The sequence below is a fragment of the Micromonospora sp. NPDC049102 genome, from assembly GCF_043197485.1.
Lineage (GTDB): Bacteria > Actinomycetota > Actinomycetes > Mycobacteriales > Micromonosporaceae > Micromonospora.
In genome coordinates this window covers 17,746-34,668 of the sequence record NZ_JBICTE010000020.1, presented here as the reverse complement: position 1 = coordinate 34,668, position 16,923 = coordinate 17,746, and the positions used below count along the sequence as shown (strand labels likewise).

Here is a 16,923-nt window from a genome sequence, read left to right as displayed (position 1 = left end):
CCCGCGCCCTCAGCGGCTCGCCCGCAGCTCACCGAACCAACGCCGCCCCTGCCGGAAGACGTCCCGCACCACCATCGCGGCGGCGTCGGCGACCGGGTGCACCGCGTGCGCGTCCAGCCGGGCCCAGCGGAACGCCGGACCGAGCAGCACCCGGCCGGCCCCCTGCTCGGCGGCCACCTGGGCCTGGCCCTGCCACAAACCCGCGCCGGGCGGCTCCAGCTCGACCAGGACCGTGCCACCCGGAGCGAGCAGCTCCCGGCAGCGGCGCAGCAGCGCGACCGGCTCGCCGCCGATCCCGATGTTCCCGTCGATCAGCACCACGTGTGCCCACCGGCCCTCGGCCGGCAGCGGTCCGAACAGGTCGCCGTGCACCGCCACCGCGCCACGGGCACGCGTGAGTCGTACCGCCGTCGCGGAGACGTCGACGCCGACGGCGGTCAGGCCGGCCCGGGTGAGCGCCACGGTGAGCCGCCCCGGCCCACACCCGAGGTCGAGCGTCGGGCCGCCACAGCGGGCGACGAGACCGGCGACCGCCGGTTCGGCCGCGCCGTGCCAGCGGTCCACGGGAAGTCGGCTGCGGACACCATCGCCGTGCACCAGCCACCGTCGCGACGTGACACGGTCGGTGGCGAGCGCGGTGGCGAACGGGGCGGTGTCGACGGGGTTCACCGCCGGCCCTCCGGCAGCAGGGTGAGGCGGACCGCCGCGACCTGTCGGGCGAAGCGCCCCTCGGGCACCTCGACGGCCACCGCGAGGGCGTCCGGCCACTCGTCGACGTCGCGCAGCACCGGCAACGGCGCGGTACGCAGACCGTGTCCCGTGAGGGCCGCCCACGTGTCGTGACCGGTGTTCGGGGTCGACATGGACACGTCGCGCAACACCCGGGCGTGCCTCGGGTCGCGCAGCCCCAACGACCACCAGCCGCCGTCGTGCGCCCGGCCGAGCACCGCGTCGGCGGCGCGCAGCCCCGCCACCGCCGCCGCCAGCCGGGCGGGTGTCACCTGCGGGGTGTCCATGCCGATCTGCACGACCGGCTGCCCGGGGTACGCCGCCGCGACCTCCGCGTACGCGTTGGCGAGCCGGTCGCCGAGCCCGACGCCGCGCTGGTTCAGCACCGACCAGCCGGCCAGCGCGGCGGTCAACGCGTCGGCGTCCTCGGCCTCGGCCTCGGCCAGACGACCCGACCAGGCCAGGACGGGAGTGACGCCGGGGGTGGCGCGGACGGCGTCGAGGGTGTCGCGCAGCGCGGCGGCGGCGATCCGGGCCGCCTGGGCCGGCGTGACAGGTGGGCAGAGCCGCGTCTTCACCGCCCCGGCGACCGGCGCCTTGGCGACCACCAGCAGAACGGTCACCGGGGCCCGTCCACGGTCCGCAACACGCCGGCGAAGTCACGGGTGGCGCGCAGGGTGCCCCGCACCGAACCGGACACCTTGGACCGGGTGCCGGCGGCCCGGGGCGCGTAGGTGACGTCCATCTCGTGGATGCGCCAGCCGGCGGCGGCGGCGCGGATCAGCAGTTCGAGGGGGTAGCCGAAGGCCCGGTCGGTGACGCCGAGGTCGAGCAGCGCCTGGCGGCGGGCCACCCGGATGGGGCTGAGGTCCCGCAGCGGTACGCCCCGACGGCGCAGCAGCGCGGCGACCAGCGCCGTGCCGGCGCGGGCGTGCCACGGCCACACCCCCGCCCCGACCGGTCGACGCCGGCCCACGCTGAGGTCGGCCGTACCGGCGGACACCGGCGCGACCAGGGCCGGCAGCTCGGCGGGGTCGAACGACCCGTCGGCGTCGAGGACGCACACCACCTCCGCGTCGGCGGCCTCCAGACCGGCGTGCACCGCCGCGCCGTAGCCGCGCCGCGGTTCGTGCACCACCCGGGCGCCGTGCCGGACGGCCACCTCGGGCGAGCCGTCCCGCGAGCCGTTGTCCACCACGATTGCCCGGTAGCCGGGCGGCAGCGCGGTGAGCACGCCCGGCAGGGCAGCTGCCTCGTCCAGGCACGGCAGCACCACGTCGATCTCAGTCGGCATACCGCCGACGCTAGGACGGCACCCTCGCGGCGGAGGCCGAAATGTGCTTACCGAACCCTTACCACTCGGGCATTTCTTACCGTCCGGTGACAGGCCGCCGATTGGCGAGCGCGCGGACGGGCTGCCGCCGTACCGTCCGTTGGTCATGGCCTCGACCACCGCTCTCGCCGCCGCCCCCGGGCGGACCCCACCTCGCCGCCACGCCGGGGACCTCCTGGTCCTGGGCATCGAAGCGGCGCTGCTCGGCGTCGCCGTGCTGGTGGGAGCCCTGCTCAACGCCCGCGACGCCGGGCTGCACGCGGACGCCGCTCCGCTCTACGCGACGTGGCGGCCACACGTCGGCTGGGGCAGCCCGGCGGCGCTGGTGGTGGCGGTCGTGGTGGTGGGGTGGGGCGCGCGGTGGGCCCGCACGGCCCGCTGGGGTGCCCTGTTCGCTGCCGCGTGGCTGGCGGCGGTGGCCTGGACGCTGTCGTTGGCACTGGTGGACGGCTGGTCGGCGGGGCTGACCCGGCGGCTCACCCCGCAGGCCGAGTACCTGCACGAGGTCCCCGGGGTGACCGACATCCCGGCGATGCTGGCCGGTTTCGCCAGCCGGATCGCGGACTTCCAACCCGACTCGTGGTCCACCCACACCGCCGGTCACCCGCCGGGCGCGTTGCTCGTCTTCGTCTGGTTGGACCGCGTCGGCTTGGGCGGAGGCACAGCGGCCGCGCTGGCCTGCGTACTGCTCGGCACCACGATCGCGGTGTCGGTGCCGGTCACCCTGCGCGCGCTCGGCGCGCCCGACGCGGCCCGCGCGGTGATCCCGTTCCTCGTGCTGCTGCCCGGGGCGGTCTGGGTGGGCGCCTCCGCCGACGGCATCTTCGCGGCCGTGGTCGCGGCCGGCCTGGCACTGCTGGCCGTCCGTGGCCGCGTCGCCGCACTGGCCGGTGGTGCGGTGCTCGGTTTCGCGCTGCACCTGTCGTACGGCTTCCTCCTCGTCGGTGTGCTCGCGCTGACCGTGGTGGCGCTGCGCCGTACCCACCGTCTGAGCGCGCTGCTCGCCGCCGCCATCGGCGTCGCGGCCGTCACGGCGGTGTTCGTCGCCGCAGGTTTTTCCTGGTGGGACGGCTACCACCTCGTCGTCCAGCGGTACTACCAGGGCTGGGCCGCCGACCGCCCCTACGCCTACTGGGTGTGGGCCAACCTGGCCGCGCTGCTGCTCAGCGCCGGCCCGGTCCTGGGGCCGGCGCTGCGCCGCGCGCTGACGGCCGCGCCCGGCTGGCGGGCCGGCGGTCGGCTGGGCTTGCCTGCGGCAGCAGCGGTACGCGCAGCCGGGCCCACGGTGCTGTTACCGCTGGCGGCCCTGGTGGCGGTGCTCGGCGCGGACCTGTCCGGGCTGAGCAAGGCGGAGGTGGAGCGGATCTGGCTGCCGTTCGTCGTCTGGCTGCTGGTGTCCACGGCCCACCTGCCGGCGGCTTCGCAGCGCTGGTGGCTGGCCGCGCAGGCGCTCACCGCGCTGGCCGCCAACCACCTGCTCTGGACGGTCTCCTGACCACCCCGCCGCCGTCCCGGCGGGCGGCAGGGTCAGCCTGCTATGGCGGCTGGTTCCCGTAGCGGGTCGGTGGCGAAGCCGGCCACGCCTTCGGCGAAGCCGACCCGGGCGGTGTAGCCGAGCAGTTCGGCGGCCCGGCGTGGGTCGGCCACGACGTGGCGCACGTCGGCGGCGCGAGCACCTCCGACCACCTGCGGGGCCGGCCCGCCCATCGCCTCGGCCAGGGCGACCGCCAGCTCACCAACTGTGTGCGGCTCGCCCGAACAGACGTTCACCGGTATCAGGGTGGCCGGCGGCAGGCCGTTGGTGAGCGCCAGCAGGTTCGCCCGCGCCACGTCGGTGACGTGCACGAAGTCTCGCCGCTGCCGGCCGTCCTCCAACACGCGAGGGGCCACGCCGGCCGCCAGCGCCGACCGGAAGATCGACGCCACTCCGGCGTACGGGGTGTCGCGGGGCATCCGGGGGCCGTAGACGTTGTGGTACCGCAGCGCCCACACCGTCCCGCCGGTCTGCCGGGCCCAGGCGGCGGCCAGGTGTTCCTGCGCGAGCTTGCTGGCGGCGTACGTGCTGCGGGGCTCCAGCGGCGCGTCCTCGGGTACGAGCACCGGGTCGAGCCCTCGGTCGCAGTGGGGACAGGTCGGGTCGTACCGGCCGGCCGCCACGTCCTCGGGCCGCCGTGGCGCGGGCCGCACCGTGGCGTGCTCGGGGCAGGCGTAGCGCCCTTCGCCGTACACCACCATGGAGCTGGCCAGCACCAGACGGCCGATCCCCGCCCGGTGCAGCGCGGCCAGCAGAACGGCCGTGCCGTAGTCGTTGTGCGTGACGTAGTCGGGGGCGTCCGAGGGGTCGAGGCCGTGACCGACCATCGCCGCCTGGTGGCAGACCGCGTCCACACCTGACAGCAGCCGGTCCAGCAGGGCGCCGTCGCGGACGTCGCCGTGGACCACTTGGTGCCCGCGGGACCAGGCGGGCAGTTCCCCGCCGTGCGCCTGGGGCAGCAGCGCGTCCAGCGCCACCACCTCGTGGCCCTGCTCGACGAGCAGGTCGACGACCTGCGACCCGATGAACCCGGCCGCGCCGGTGACCAGTACGCGCATGTCGGCCACGGTAGGGCCGTCCGGACGCCCGGCGGGCCGGTTCGGCGGAGCCGTAAGGAGTTCGCAACAGCTCGGCGGGCGGCTGCGGCGCGGTAAGCGTTCGGTAATGGAGTAAACCCGGACCCGTCGTACGTCTGGCGTCTAACCTGCCGACAGTGCACGAGGAGGGAGCAGCGAGTGCCCGTAGGCAGATCCGGCCCGCTCGTCGACGGCGACCGGGCGTCGGACGTGGCCGGCTATGGCGCACCGCGCCGGCTGTGGCGGGGGCTGGCCCGGCACCGCCCACCCGGTGTGGACGCGGCCGAGCGTGCCTGGCGCAGTCCGTTGCGCGGTCCCTGGCTCACCGCCGTCTACGGCTCGGCGCTGCTGGTGGCGCTACCACTGGTGGTCATCACCGGGCTGCTCGACTACGCCGCCTACGGCCCCGGGTTCGACCAGGCGTTCCCACAGGGCGTGGGGTGGCTGCGGCTGCCGGTCTTCGACTGGCCGACCCGGCCGTCCTGGCTGTTCCGCCTCACGCAGGGGCTGCACGTGACGCTCGGGATCGTGCTCGTCCCGGTGGTGCTGGGCAAGCTGTGGTCGGTGCTGCCGAAGCTGTTCGACTGGCCGCCGGCCCGCTCCCTGGCGCAGGTGCTGGAGAGGCTGACCCTGCTGCTGCTGGTCGGCGGGATCCTGTTCCAGATCGCCACCGGCCTGCTCAACATCCAGTACTCGTACGTGTTCGGCTTCGACTTCTACACCGCCCACTACTTCGGCGCCTGGATCTTCACCGCGGCCTTCGTGGCGCACGTGATCATCAAGTTCCCCCGGTTGGTGCCCGCCCTGCGGTCCCGTCCGCTGGGCGCGGAGCTGCGCACCCCACGTGCCGCGACGCGACCCGAGCCGCCCGACCCGGACGGCCTGGTCGCCGCCGAGCCCGGCCCGGCCACCGTGAGCCGGCGCGGAGCGCTGGGCCTGGTGGGCGGTGGGGCGCTGCTGTTGGCGGTTCTGACCATCGGGCAGAGCCTGGACGGCCCGCTGCGGCGCACGGCGCTGCTGCTGCCCCGGGGGCGACAGCCCGGCACCGGGCCGAACGGCTTCCCGGTCAACCGCACCGTCGCCGCCGCCGGCGTACGCCCCGAGCAGACCGACGCGAGCTGGCGGCTGACGCTGCGCGGTGGTGGCCGGAGCGTGAGCCTGGACCGGCCGGCCCTGTTGGCCCTGGCACAGCACACCGCCGCGCTGCCCATCTCCTGCGTCGAGGGCTGGTCGACCCGGCAGACCTGGACCGGCGTCCGTCTTCGGGACCTGGCCGCCCTCGCCGGGGTGCCCGACCCGGCCTCGGCGCGGGTGTCGTCGCTGGAGCAGGCCGGGCTGTTCCGCACCGCGGTGCTCGCGGCCAACCAGGTGCTCGATCCGGATTCGCTGCTGGCCCTGCGGGTCAACGGCGTCGACCTCGCCCCCGACCACGGCTACCCGGCCCGGATCATCGTGCCCGCCCTGCCGGGCGTGCACTGCACCAAGTGGGTCGCCGAGATCGACTTCCGGGGGCGGACCGATGACTGAGCGGGCCGGGCCGACGCAGGAGCCGGCCGGGCGGGCCGCGCGACTGCGGGCCGCCTACGGCGCCGCGCCCTGGCACCTCGTCCTGGTGACTGCGGTCATCGTCCTCGCCGGCTGGGTGGCGTTGCGGCTCGCCCAGGAGGCGACGTTCGGCCGGATGCTGCTCTGGTTCGTCGGCGCGGTCATCGCCCACGACCTGGTGCTGTTTCCGGTGTACGCGAGCGTCGACCGCGTGCTGGGCGCGGTGGTACGCGGCCGGGTCGCCCTGCTCAACCACCTGCGGGTGCCGGCGCTCGGCACGGCGCTGCTGTTCGTGGTCTACGCCCCGGGCATCCTGCGCTGGGGCGAGACGACCCACGAGGCGGCCACCGGCCAGACCCAACGGCCGTACCTGCTGCGCTGGCTGGCGCTCAGCGCGGCGCTGTTCCTGCTCAGCGCGCTCGCGTACGCGCTGCGACATCGTGGTCAGTCGTCGGGGCAGCGGTCGGAGAGCGCGTAACGCAGCAGCACCACGTCGCCGATCGGACGGGCCTCGGCCAGTCGGGCGCGGCGGCCCGGGTGCCAGGGGAAGGTCCCCTCGCCGACGAAGCGGGGCGCCCGGCGGTCGCCGACGAAGAACGGGGCGACGACCAGGTGCAGCTCGTCGGCGAGGCCGGCGGTGAGGAACTGGGCGTGCACCGTTCCACCACCTTCGACCATCAGGCGGCGCACACCCCGCGCCGCCAGGTCGGCGAGGATCCATCCGAGGTCGACAGGCTCTCCCCCGTCGACCACGGTGGCCAGCGCGCCGACCCGTTCCCGGGTCTTGTCCAGCGCTCCGCTGGCGCAGTAGACGAGCCGGGTGGAGTCGCCGGCGGTGAAGAACCGGGCGGTCGGGTCGAGGTCCCCGCGCGCGGTCAGCGTCACCTTCGTGGGCGAGGCGGGCCGGCCGCGCGCCAACCGTTCGGTCCGCCGCGACGCGGACCGCACCAGCAGGCGCGGGTCGTCGCGGCGGACGGTGGCGGCGCCGACCAGGATCGCGTCGCAGCCCGCCCGGACCGCGTCGACGCGGTCGAGGTCGTCTTCGTTGGACAGCAGCAGGCGCTGGTCGGAGGCGTCGTCGATGTACCCGTCGATGGAGGTGGCGCAGCTCAGCAGCACGTACGGCCGCGGCGACGCCGTTGGGCAGCTCACCGGGAGACGGGCCGGTCGGGGGTACGGTCCGCCTGCGCCTCCGCCGCCTCCGTCTCCGCCGCCTTGGCGGCCTTCGCCGCGAGGTACTCGGCGTTCGCCGGGGAGAGGAAGACGCTTGTGGGTACGCGTTCGACGACGTCCACGCCCAACCGGGTCAACTGCTCGGCCTTGTCCGGGTTGCTGCTGAGCAGACGTACGCGCGGCACGCCCAGGGTGGCCAGCATCTGCGCGGCGGCACTGTAGTCGCGCTCGTCCTCGCCCCGGCCCAGCGCCACGTTGGCCTGGTAGGTGTCCAGTCCGGCGTCCTGCAGCGCGTACGCGTCGAGCTTGGCGTACAGGCCGATGCCCCGGCCCTCCTGCCGCAGGTAGAGCAGGAAGCCGCCGGTCTCGGTAATGCGCTGGACCGCCTCGCGCAACTGCGGTCCGCAGTCGCAGCGTTGACTGCCGAACACGTCCCCGGTCAGGCACTCGCTGTGCGGGCGGACCAGCGGCGGCTCACCACCGGCGGCGAGCCGGTCCAGCGCGCCGGCCCAGTCACCCAGGCCGAGGGCGAGGTGTTCCCGACCGTCCACCAGCCCCTTGAACGTGAAGACCCGGACGGTGGTGGTGTAGCCGTCGGGGAACGCCAGGGGCACCGTGACCTGCGTACGGACCGTGGCGACGGGCAGTGCTTCGGGCATGGGGCTCCTTTGTCCGGCGCCGTCCTCGAACGGCGACGCGTACCGTCTCACCACTGACTCAACAGTCACCGCGCAAGGCGGCTTCCCGAGCGGTGGTGGGATTGCGGGCTCGCCGGGCGAGCAGCACGGCCGCGCCGGGCAGGCTGGCCACCAGCACGAGGGCGCCGTAGACGGTGGCGGTGGCGACGCCCTCGGCCGCGCTGAGGCCGGCCGCGCCGAACACCCAGGCGGCCACGCCCTCGCGAGGGCCGAAGCCCGCGACGTTCAGGGGCAGACCCATCGCCAGCAGGGCGAGCAGGGTCAGTGGCAGCAGCCGTGCCAGTGGAGCGTCCGACCCGGCGGTCCGCGCCGCCACCAGGAAGGTCGCCAGGTGACCGGCGACCATCACGGCGGAGGCGACCAGCACGCCCAGCCAGGTCCGCCGGGCCAGCAGCCCGGCCCGCACGTCGGCGACGGCGGTGCGTACGCCGCGTGCCCACCGGGACCGGCCGGTGCCGGGCAGGAGGCACGCCAGCAGCACGACGGCCAGGCCGGCCACGGCCAGCAGGGCGGCGGCGGCCGGCAGGTACTGCCGCACCGGGGACGGGAACGCCGCGAGCACCACCAGGGCGACACCCACCAGGACCACCTGACCGGCGGTACGCTCCCAGACCACCGCCCGGATGCCCCGGCTGACGTCGCCGGCGTCGCGGCCGTGACGCACCGCCCGGTGGACGTCGCCGAGCACACCGCCGGGCAGTGTGGCGTTGAGGAACACCGCTCGGTAGCAGTGCGCCACCGCGGTCGCCAGCGGCAGCCGCACGCCGAGTCCACCGGCGACGAGGCTCCACCGCCAGGCGGCGCAGACAGTGGTGAGCACGCCGATGAGCAGGGCCGCGGCCAGCGCCGGCGCGTCGATCAGCCGTACGCCGGCGAGGAACGCGCCGCCGCCCACCTGCCACAGCAGGACGGCGAGCAGGCCCGCCCCGCCGACCGCTCGTGCCCAGGCCCACACCATCGACGCCGGTCCTCCCTGAAGATCGTCCACTCCCTCTAGTGCACGTACCCAGGGTGTCGATGGTTCATCCACCCGCCAGAAGGTCCAGGTGTTCGACCAGTACGCCCAGCCCGCCGGAGGCCGCCTCGGACAGTCGACGATCGGCGTACGCGCGGGCCGGGCCGCCCAGTTCGGGACGTTGCTCGCACGCCGCGCCCAGCCAGCCCCGGAACCACTCGGCGGCCAGGTCGGCCTGCCCGGGGCCGAGCAGCCACGGACTCGGCCGCTCCCGCACGGGTACACCCCGTCGGGCGAACGCGGCGGCGGTGACGGCGGCGGCGTCCGGGCCGAGCAACCGGCGGCCGTCGACGGTACGCCGCTGGTGCTCGTTGAACGCCTCCTCGACGGCGGCGTCGAGCGGGTCGGCCGGGGTGAGCCGGACCCGACCGGTCACCGACACCGCGAACAGGGCGGGACGGCCGGCGTCGACGCAGGCCGCGACCACCCGTTCGACCTCCTCGGCGGTCAACATGTCCAGCAGCGCGGACGCGGTGACCAGCGCGCCGTCGGACAGGTCGGCGGCGCTCAGCCGGGTCAGGTCGCCGCAGCGGGTGTCGACGGTGACCGGCGCTCCGTCGGCGGCGGTCAGCCCGGCCATACCGTCGGCGGCACGAGCCAGCAGGTCGGCGTCCCGGTCGTGCAGCACCCAGTGCTGCGGTCCGCTCAGCCGGGCGGCGAGCCAGCGGCTCATCGAGCCGGTGCCGCTGCCCAGGTCGTGGATCAGGATCGGGTCGTGGCCGCTCAGCCGGGGCCGGACGGCGTCCACCAGGTCCTCGGCGCGGGCCGCCGCGTCGGCCGGTTCGCGCAGACGCAGCCAGTCGGCGAACGGCAGGGTCTCCTCGACGGTCACCCCGCCACCTCCTCGAGCACGGTGGTCAGCCGTGCGGTCGTCGTCGGCCAGCCGGTCAGGGTGTCGCGGCGGGCGAGCGCGGCGCGCCGCAGCCGGGATCGCAGCTCGTCGTCGCCCAGCCACCAACTCAGCGCGCCGGCCAGGGCGGCCGGGTCGTCCGGCGGGACCAGCAGACCGGGTACGACGCCGTCGGGGGCACGGCCGAGCGCCTCCGGCAGACCCCCGACCTCGGTGCCCAGCACCGGCACGCCACGCGCGAGGGCCTCGGTGACGACCATCCCGTACGTCTCGCCCCGCGACGGCAGGATCAGCAGGTCGGTGGCGGCGTACGCGGCGTCGAGCGCCGGGCCGGTCAGCGGGCCGGCCATCCGGACCCGTTCCGACAGGCCGGCGCCGGCGAGCCGGTCGCGCAGTCGGTGCACCAGCTCGGGTTCCCGGGCGAGCGTGCCGGCGCAGACCAGCGTCCAGGGCGTCTCGGCCAGCACACACAGGGCGTCGACCAGCACGTCGTGGCCCTTGTGGCGGGTGACCGCGGCGACGCAGAGCAGCCGCTCACCGGCTGCGCTGCCGGGCGGCGCCGGTGGTGCGGGCGTCACCCCGGGCGGCGCGACGTGGACGCGATCGGCCGGCAACCGGTGGCGGGCCAGCAGGCGACGGCGCGTCCACGCACTGGTGGTGACGACGGCCCGCGCGGTGGCCAGCGCCCGACCCTCGGCCTCGTCGTCGAGCGGCATGTGCACCAGCAGGACGAGGCGCAGCCGTGTCGCGTGCGGGGCGAGCAGGTCCGGCACGGCCGAGGCGACCAGGCCGTCGACGAGCACCACCGCGTCGTCCGGCGCGGCGGCGAGCAACCGGGCCAGCGCGGCACACGCCCCGGCGTCGGGATGCGGCCAGGTGCCGGGCACCTGGTGCTCGTGCACCAGCCATCCGCGCTCGCCGAGCCCGGAGCAGACCCTGCGGTCGTACGTGTTGCCGCCGCTGGGCGCGGCCGGGTCGTCGATGTCGCCGGGTAGGACGACGTGCACCGTACGTGGACGCGGGCCGTCGATCCCGACGGCGGCGTGGGCCGGCGTCGACCGGCCCGCGTCGGTCACAGCGACCGCTCGTAGCTGGCCCAGGCGACGTGTGACTCGTGCAGGGTGACGGTGATGCCGGCCAGCTCACGGGCACCGGCGCCCAGCTCGCCGGCGTGCACCCGCTCGGCCAGGCGGTCGGCGACGGTACGGGCCAGCACCTCGGTCGTGGTGTTCATCCCGGCGAACGCGGGCTCGTCGTCCAGGTTGCGGTACGACAGCTCCCCGACCACGGCCCGCAGCTGCTCGGTGGCGAGGCCGATGTCCACGACGATGCCGTCGTCGTCCAGGTCGGGCCTGCGGAACGTCGCGTCCACCACGAACGTCGCGCCGTGCAGGCGCTGGGCCGGGCCGAACACCTCGCCCCGGAAACTGTGGGCGATCATCATGTGATCCCGAACGGTCACGCTGAACACGGTCACTCCCCGTCGTCGTAGGTGATGAGGTGGCAGAGCGCGGGCAGGTCGCCCGTGCTCAGTCGGGCGAGTACGTCGGGCAGCTCCGTGAACCGGGACGCGCCGGTGATCAGCGCGTCGAACGCCGGGTCGTCGAGCAGGTCCAGGGCCAGCGCCAACCGGTCGGTGTAGCTGCGGCGGCCACGCCGCGCCGGCGCGACCATGCCGACCTGGCTGCTGCGCACGGTCAGCCGTCCGGAGTGGAACGCCCCGCCGAGGGACACCTGCACCTGGCGGTCGCCGTACCAGCTCAGTTCGATCACCGTGCCCTCGGGTGCGAGCAGGTCCAGCGCCTGTTGCAGGCCTGCGGACGTGGCGCTGGCGTGCACGACCAGGTCCCGGTCGCCGGTCGCGTCGGCGGATCGCGCGAATCGGACGCCGAGCGCTCCGGCCACCCCGGCCCGGCGGGCGTCGGTGTCGACCAGTTCGACGTCCACACCGGGGAACCGCGCCACCAGCGCCGCGACGCAGCAGCCCACCATGCCCGCGCCGATCACGCTGACCCGGTCGCCGAGCAGGGGCGCGGCGTCCCACAGGGCGTTCACGGCGGTCTCCACCGTGCCGGCGAGCACGGCACGGGCGGGCGGCACGTCGTCCGGCACCGGCACGACGGCGGTCGCCGGCACGACGTACGCGCTCTGGTGGGGGTGCAGGCAGAACACCGTACGCCCGAGCAGCTCCGGCGGGCCCTCTTCGACCACCCCGACGCTGAGGTAGCCGTACTTCACCGGGCCGGGGAAGTCACCCTCCTGGAACGGGGCGCGCATCGCCGCGTACTGGTCGGGGGGCACCCGGCCGGCGAACACCAGCGTCTCGGTGCCCCGGCTGACCCCGGAGTAGCGGGCCCGGACCAGCACCTCGTCGGGGCCCGGAACGGGCAGCGACACCGGCCGGATCTCCGCCGCGCCGGGCTCGCGCACCCAGCAGGCGTACGCCTCGCGGATCACCCTCGCACACCTCACCTTTTGTCCCGGTCGAACCGAACGGCCCTGATTTCCGTGTTCTCTGTCGGGGTCGTCGATCATAAACACGGAGGTACGGTGCCCACAGTTCGAAGCGGTCCGGTGATCGGGCTTACTGCACAGCTCGTCGTGCTGGCGGCGCTGGTCGCCACCGTGGGTCTGGGCACGGCGGGCTGGTTGGCCGGCGCCGGCTACGCGGCGGTCACCTGCCTCATGTTGAGCCGGGGGCTCTACCTGTCTGGCGCGTCCCGCCTCGGCCCCGCCGACCGGGTGACGTTGGCCCGGGGAATCCTGGTCGGCGCGATCACCGCGCTGGTGGTGGACTCGTTCGAGCGCCCGACGCCGGTGGGTCTGCTGGTCGCGCTGAGCGCGGTGGCCCTGACACTGGACGCGGTGGACGGCCAGGTCGCCCGGCGCACCGGCACGGCCAGCGCCCTGGGGGCCCGCTTCGACATGGAGGTCGACGCGTTCCTCATCCTGGTCCTCAGCGTGTACGTGGCCCCGGCGGCCGGCAACTGGGTGCTGGCCATCGGCGCGATGCGGTACGTCTTCGTCGCGGCGAGCGCGGTGCTGCCCTGGCTGCGGGGAACGCTGCCGCCGCGCTTCTGGCGCAAGGTGGTGGCCGCCGCGCAGGGGGTGCTGTTGACGGTGGCCGCCGCGCGGGTGCTTCCGGACCCGTGGACGACTGTGGTGCTGGTGACGGCGTTGGGGCTGCTGGTCGAGTCGTTCGGCCGGGACGTGGCCTGGTTGTGGCGTCGCCGTCCGGCGCCCCGGCGGGCCAACCCGCTGCTGCCGGTGCCCGCTTCGCACCTTCGGGTGCCCAGGCCGGCGCTGGTGGCGCGCTCGGGCGGTACGGTCCACTCGGACTGGAGGCCCCGATGACCCTTCCCACCCGGCGACGCCGGCTGGCCGACCGGCTGCGCGGGCGCTCGGCGCGAACCGGTGACGCTTCGGCGCGTACTCCCGTGGTGTCGTCCGTGTCGGGCGGCCCGGCGCGGCGGGCGTTGCGGTGGGCGGGCACGGCGCTGGCGGTCCTGCTGGTGTACGCCGTCCTGGTCGGCCCGGACCGGCTCGGCGAGCTGGCCCCGGGCGCGTTGGTGCGCATCCCGTTGGAGGGTCTGCTGGTCGCGGCGCTGCTGCTGGCGTTGCCACCGCGCCCACGGCGGGTGCTGGTGGCCGTGGTCGGGCCGCTGCTCGGCCTGCTGGCCATCGTCAGGCTCGCCGACCTGGGGTTCCGCACGGCCCTCGACCGGCCGTTCGATCTGGTGCTGGACTGGCTGCTGCTGGACGACGCGTTCGGTTTCGTCCGGGACTCGGTGGGGCGGACGGGCGCGGTCGCCGCGGTGGTCGGTGTCGTGCTGCTGGTCGTCCTGCTGCTGGTCGTGGTGACCGTGGCGCTGCGGCGACTGGCGTCGCTGCTGGTCGACCACGAGCGGACGGCGACCCGGGCGGTGGCCGTGCTGACGGTCGCCTGGGTGGTCTGCGCCGTCACCGGGGTGCGGATCGTCCCGGGCGTGCCGGTGGCCGACGCTGGCACCACCGCGCTGGTGGGCGCGCACGCCGAGCAGGTGGACGCGCGGCTGCACGACCGGAGCCGGTTCACCGCCCAGATCGACGCCGACCCGTTCCAGGACGCCCCGGGCGAGCAGTTGCTGACCGGGCTGCGCGGCAAGGACGTCGTCCTCGCCTTCGTGGAGAGCTACGGGCGCGACGCCGTCGAGGATCCGGAGTTGGCGCCGCAGGTCAACGCGGTGCTGGACGCCGGGAGCGAGCGGCTCCGCGCGGCCGGGTACGGCTCGCGCAGCGGCTTCCTCACCTCGCCCACGTTCGGCGGCGGCAGTTGGTTGGCACACGACACCCTGCTGTCGGGTCTGTGGACGGACAACGAGCAACGGCACCGCAGCTTGTTGGCCAGTGACCGGCTCACGCTCAACGGCGCGTTCCGCCGGGCCGGCTGGCAGACCGTCGGCGTGCTGCCCGCGGCGACGCAGCCCTGGCCGGAGAAGGACTTCTTCTCGTACGACCGTTACTACGACACCGCCGCGCTCGGCTACCGTGGCCCGAAGTTCAGCTATGCGCCGATGCCCGACCAGTACACGCTGTCGTTCTTTCAGCGGCGGGTCCGCGCCGGCGCGGACCGTCCGATCATGGCGGAGATCCCGCTGATCTCCAGCCACTCCCCCTGGACGGCCGTGCCCCGCATGATCGGCTGGGACGCGGTGGGCGACGGCTCGATCTACCACGGCGACGCCGGCGCCAAGGAGGACGGCGACGCCGACGACCGGGACACCGGTCGGGTGCGGGCCGGCTACCGGCAGGCCGTCGCCTACTCCCTGTCGGCGCTGATCTCCTACGTCGAGACCTACGGTGACGACGATCTGGTGCTGGTCTTCCTCGGCGACCACCAGCCCGCCCCGGTGGTGACCGGCGAGGGCGCGAGCCGCGACGTGCCGATCACCATCGTCGCCCGGGACCCGAGGGTGCTGGACCGGGTCGCCGGGTGGGGCTGGCAGGACGGTCTGCGGCCCGGCCCGCAGGCGCCGGTGTGGCCGATGGACTCCTTCCGCGACCGGTTCCTGACCGCCTTCGGATCGTCCTCACCGCCGCTGGCTGCCCCGCGCTGATCGCTCCAGCAATTCGGACAAATAACCTATTCGCCACAATTGCCTCGCTACGCTTCGCTCGCACATCGAGCAACGGGGGCGTGATGAGGATGTTTGCCTGGGGCAGTCGCGGGTCGCGGACGACGGCGCTGCTTGCCGTCGGCGGGATGCTGGCGGTCACCGGCCTGTTGCCGGCGTCCGCCGCGCCCACCCGGGCCAACCCGGTGCTGGCCGCGGTCGACGAGGCGATCGGTCCGGTGGACCCGGTCGCCGAGGCGCTGAGCTTCGGGGTGATGACCGAGGGCAACGCCAACGTGGTCAACGACGAGAACGAGGGCACCCTCGCCGTCGGCGGTGACCTCACCTTCGGCAACTACCAGCTCGCCGGGGCGACGGCCGGTTCGTTCGTCGTACCGGGCGACGCCCGCCCGAGCGCCCTCGTCGTCGGCGGACGCGTGAACTTCGCCGGCAGTGTCGGTGGCACGCGCCTCCAGGTGCTCTCCAACGGGTACGCGAAGGTCGGCAACCTGACCGGCACGGTCGTGCGCGACACCGACAACAACGGCGCGCAGGTCAACACGCGAATCCTGCCGTCGGACAACTACGACGCGTCCCCCGGGTCGAGTTGGTCACCCGGCAGCCCGTCCCCAGCGTCGGGCCCACCTCGCCGATCAACTTCGCCGCGGCGTTCGCCGCCTTCCGCGACACCACCGCCGGCCTGGCCACCTGCGACAACACGGTGGTGCTCCGGACGCCGAACGGCGACGTGCTGCCCCGACCGATCCCGCCGGGCAGCAACGCCGTGGTCACCCTCACCCCGGGCGTGACAAACGTGCTCAACCTGACCGCCGCCGACCTCGCCAACATCCAGATCCTGACCTTCGCCAGCCAGCCCACCGCGACCACCCCGCTGCTGGTCAACGTGGACACGACGGGCATCGGCAACACGTTCGACTGGACCGCCCCGAACTTCGCCGGTATCGGCGGCGAGCAGGCTCGCTACATCCTGTTCAACTTCCCGACCGCGACCACGCTGACTCTCACCCCGCAGGCCGCCATGGTGGAGGGGACCATCTACGCCCCCAACGCCAGCCTCACCGACCTCTCGGCCAGCGACACTGAGGGCAGCGTCATCACCCGCACGCTCGACCACCGCGGCGGCGAGATCCACTACTTCCCGTTCAGCACCACGCTCTCCTGCGAGGGCGCCACCCCGGCCGACATCTCGCTGATCAAGTCGTCGACGACGACGTTGATCACCACCGTCGGGCAGCAGGTGCCGTACTCGTTCCACGTGGTCAACACCGGCGGCGTCACGCTGACCGGCATCTCGGTGGCCGACACGCAGACCCCGCCGTCGTCGAACGCCAACCTCGGCCCGATCACCTGCGCCGCCACCACCCTCGCGCCCGGCGAGCGCACCGCCTGCACCGCCACGTACACCGTCACCCAGGCCGACCTCGACAACGGCGGGGTGACCAACGCGGCCACCGCCCGGGGCACCCCACCCGTCGGTCAGCCCGTCGTCTCCGACCCGGACACCCTGACCATCCCGGCGCAGGTGCTCACCGCCGCCGTCGCCGTCATCAAGTCGTCCACCACCGCCTCGATCACCACTGTCGGTCAGCAGGTGCCCTACCGGTACCTGGTCACCAACACCGGCGGCGTCACGCTCACCGCCATCGCCATCACCGACGTGCAGACCTCGCCGTCGTCGAACGCCAACCTCGGCCCGATCACCTGCCCACAGACCACCCTCGCACCCGGACAGACCACCACCTGCACCGCCACCTACACGGTCACGCAGGCCGACCTGGACAACGACGGCGTACGCGACACCGCCACCGCGCGGGGTACGCCACCCACCGGCGCACCGGTGACCTCGCCGCCGTCCA

The 16,923-nt window shown here is 74.5% G+C and carries 16 protein-coding genes and 1 pseudogene; 6 read left to right on the top strand and 11 right to left on the bottom strand.

Annotated features, from left to right (window positions below; translation table 11 throughout):
• Positions 1-9 precede the first annotated feature (9 nt).
• From ACGFH9_RS19585 to ACGFH9_RS19575, 3 genes are read right to left on the bottom strand one after another with little or no spacing between them, the layout of a single operon-like run.
• The gene (locus ACGFH9_RS19585) at positions 10-669 is read right to left on the bottom strand and encodes a class I SAM-dependent methyltransferase (RefSeq protein ID WP_393221115.1); all 660 of its coding nucleotides are present in this window, start codon (positions 667-669) and stop codon (positions 10-12) included.
• Complete coding sequence (locus ACGFH9_RS19580; protein ID WP_393221112.1) at positions 666-1,352, bottom strand: DUF2064 domain-containing protein; 687 nt, start codon at positions 1,350-1,352, stop codon at positions 666-668. The genes ACGFH9_RS19585 and ACGFH9_RS19580 overlap by 4 nt, the downstream gene beginning before the upstream one ends.
• Positions 1,349-2,023 (bottom strand): glycosyltransferase family 2 protein, encoded by a 675-nt coding sequence (locus ACGFH9_RS19575; protein WP_355245341.1) that lies wholly within the window; start codon positions 2,021-2,023, stop codon positions 1,349-1,351. Before ACGFH9_RS19575 ends, ACGFH9_RS19580 begins: the two co-directional genes overlap by 4 nt.
• 145 nt (positions 2,024-2,168) lie before the next feature.
• Between ACGFH9_RS19575 and ACGFH9_RS19570 the strand changes: the two genes are divergently transcribed.
• Positions 2,169-3,557: a hypothetical protein gene (locus ACGFH9_RS19570; RefSeq protein ID WP_393221109.1), complete on the top strand. Its 1,389-nt coding sequence runs from the start codon at positions 2,169-2,171 to the stop codon at positions 3,555-3,557.
• Between the two features lie 32 nt (positions 3,558-3,589).
• On the opposite strand, the gene ACGFH9_RS19565 is transcribed toward ACGFH9_RS19570, so the two are convergent.
• Positions 3,590-4,654 carry an NAD-dependent epimerase/dehydratase family protein gene (locus ACGFH9_RS19565; RefSeq protein WP_393221107.1) on the bottom strand — a complete coding sequence of 355 codons (1,065 nt, stop codon included), beginning with the start codon at positions 4,652-4,654 and terminating at the stop codon, positions 3,590-3,592.
• Between the two features lie 177 nt (positions 4,655-4,831).
• On the opposite strand from ACGFH9_RS19565, the gene ACGFH9_RS19560 reads away from it, so the two are divergent.
• Together ACGFH9_RS19560 and ACGFH9_RS19555 are read left to right on the top strand one after the other, a co-directional pair.
• On the top strand, positions 4,832-6,199 hold the full coding sequence (locus ACGFH9_RS19560; protein ID WP_393221104.1) for a molybdopterin-dependent oxidoreductase: 1,368 nt from the start codon (positions 4,832-4,834) through the stop codon (positions 6,197-6,199).
• Positions 6,192-6,695: a hypothetical protein gene (locus ACGFH9_RS19555; protein ID WP_393221101.1), complete on the top strand. Its 504-nt coding sequence runs from the start codon at positions 6,192-6,194 to the stop codon at positions 6,693-6,695. The genes ACGFH9_RS19560 and ACGFH9_RS19555 overlap by 8 nt, the downstream gene beginning before the upstream one ends.
• On the opposite strand, the gene ACGFH9_RS19550 is transcribed toward ACGFH9_RS19555, so the two are convergent.
• From ACGFH9_RS19550 to ACGFH9_RS19520, 7 genes are all read right to left on the bottom strand, one after another.
• Positions 6,662-7,369, bottom strand: coding sequence for a RibD family protein (locus ACGFH9_RS19550; RefSeq protein WP_393221099.1), 708 nt, complete (start codon positions 7,367-7,369; stop codon positions 6,662-6,664). The genes ACGFH9_RS19555 and ACGFH9_RS19550 overlap by 34 nt on opposite strands.
• Positions 7,366-8,049, bottom strand: coding sequence for a GTP cyclohydrolase II (gene ribA / locus ACGFH9_RS19545; RefSeq protein WP_393221096.1), 684 nt, complete (start codon positions 8,047-8,049; stop codon positions 7,366-7,368). Before ribA ends, ACGFH9_RS19550 begins: the two co-directional genes overlap by 4 nt.
• Positions 8,050-8,107: 58 nt before the next feature.
• Positions 8,108-9,046: a lysylphosphatidylglycerol synthase transmembrane domain-containing protein gene (locus tag ACGFH9_RS19540; protein ID WP_393221296.1), complete on the bottom strand. Its 939-nt coding sequence runs from the start codon at positions 9,044-9,046 to the stop codon at positions 8,108-8,110.
• A gap of 64 nt (positions 9,047-9,110) precedes the next feature.
• Positions 9,111-9,935 carry a class I SAM-dependent methyltransferase gene (locus ACGFH9_RS19535; RefSeq protein WP_393221093.1) on the bottom strand — a complete coding sequence of 275 codons (825 nt, stop codon included), beginning with the start codon at positions 9,933-9,935 and terminating at the stop codon, positions 9,111-9,113.
• Positions 9,932-10,984 carry a glycosyltransferase family 4 protein gene (locus ACGFH9_RS19530; protein ID WP_393221293.1) on the bottom strand — a complete coding sequence of 351 codons (1,053 nt, stop codon included), beginning with the start codon at positions 10,982-10,984 and terminating at the stop codon, positions 9,932-9,934. The genes ACGFH9_RS19535 and ACGFH9_RS19530 overlap by 4 nt, the downstream gene beginning before the upstream one ends.
• Before the next feature lie 41 nt (positions 10,985-11,025).
• Entirely contained in the window at positions 11,026-11,424 is a 399-nt protein-coding gene (locus tag ACGFH9_RS19525; protein ID WP_355245317.1) for a 6-carboxytetrahydropterin synthase, read from the bottom strand.
• Positions 11,425-11,426: 2 nt separating this feature from the next.
• A complete protein-coding gene (locus ACGFH9_RS19520) occupies positions 11,427-12,410 on the bottom strand; it encodes a dehydrogenase (protein ID WP_393221090.1) in 984 nt (327 codons plus the stop codon).
• A gap of 93 nt (positions 12,411-12,503) precedes the next feature.
• Between ACGFH9_RS19520 and ACGFH9_RS19515 the strand changes: the two genes are divergently transcribed.
• The 3 genes and pseudogenes from ACGFH9_RS19515 to ACGFH9_RS19505 all read left to right on the top strand — a co-directional run.
• Entirely contained in the window at positions 12,504-13,307 is an 804-nt protein-coding gene (locus ACGFH9_RS19515) for a CDP-alcohol phosphatidyltransferase family protein (protein ID WP_393221087.1), read from the top strand.
• The gene (locus ACGFH9_RS19510) at positions 13,304-15,049 is read left to right on the top strand and encodes a sulfatase-like hydrolase/transferase (protein ID WP_393221085.1); all 1,746 of its coding nucleotides are present in this window, start codon (positions 13,304-13,306) and stop codon (positions 15,047-15,049) included. The genes ACGFH9_RS19515 and ACGFH9_RS19510 overlap by 4 nt, the downstream gene beginning before the upstream one ends.
• A gap of 146 nt (positions 15,050-15,195) precedes the next feature.
• Positions 15,196-16,244 (top strand): annotated as a pseudogene (locus ACGFH9_RS19505) (choice-of-anchor A family protein); the annotation flags it as partial.
• Between the last annotated feature and the right edge of the window lie 679 nt (positions 16,245-16,923).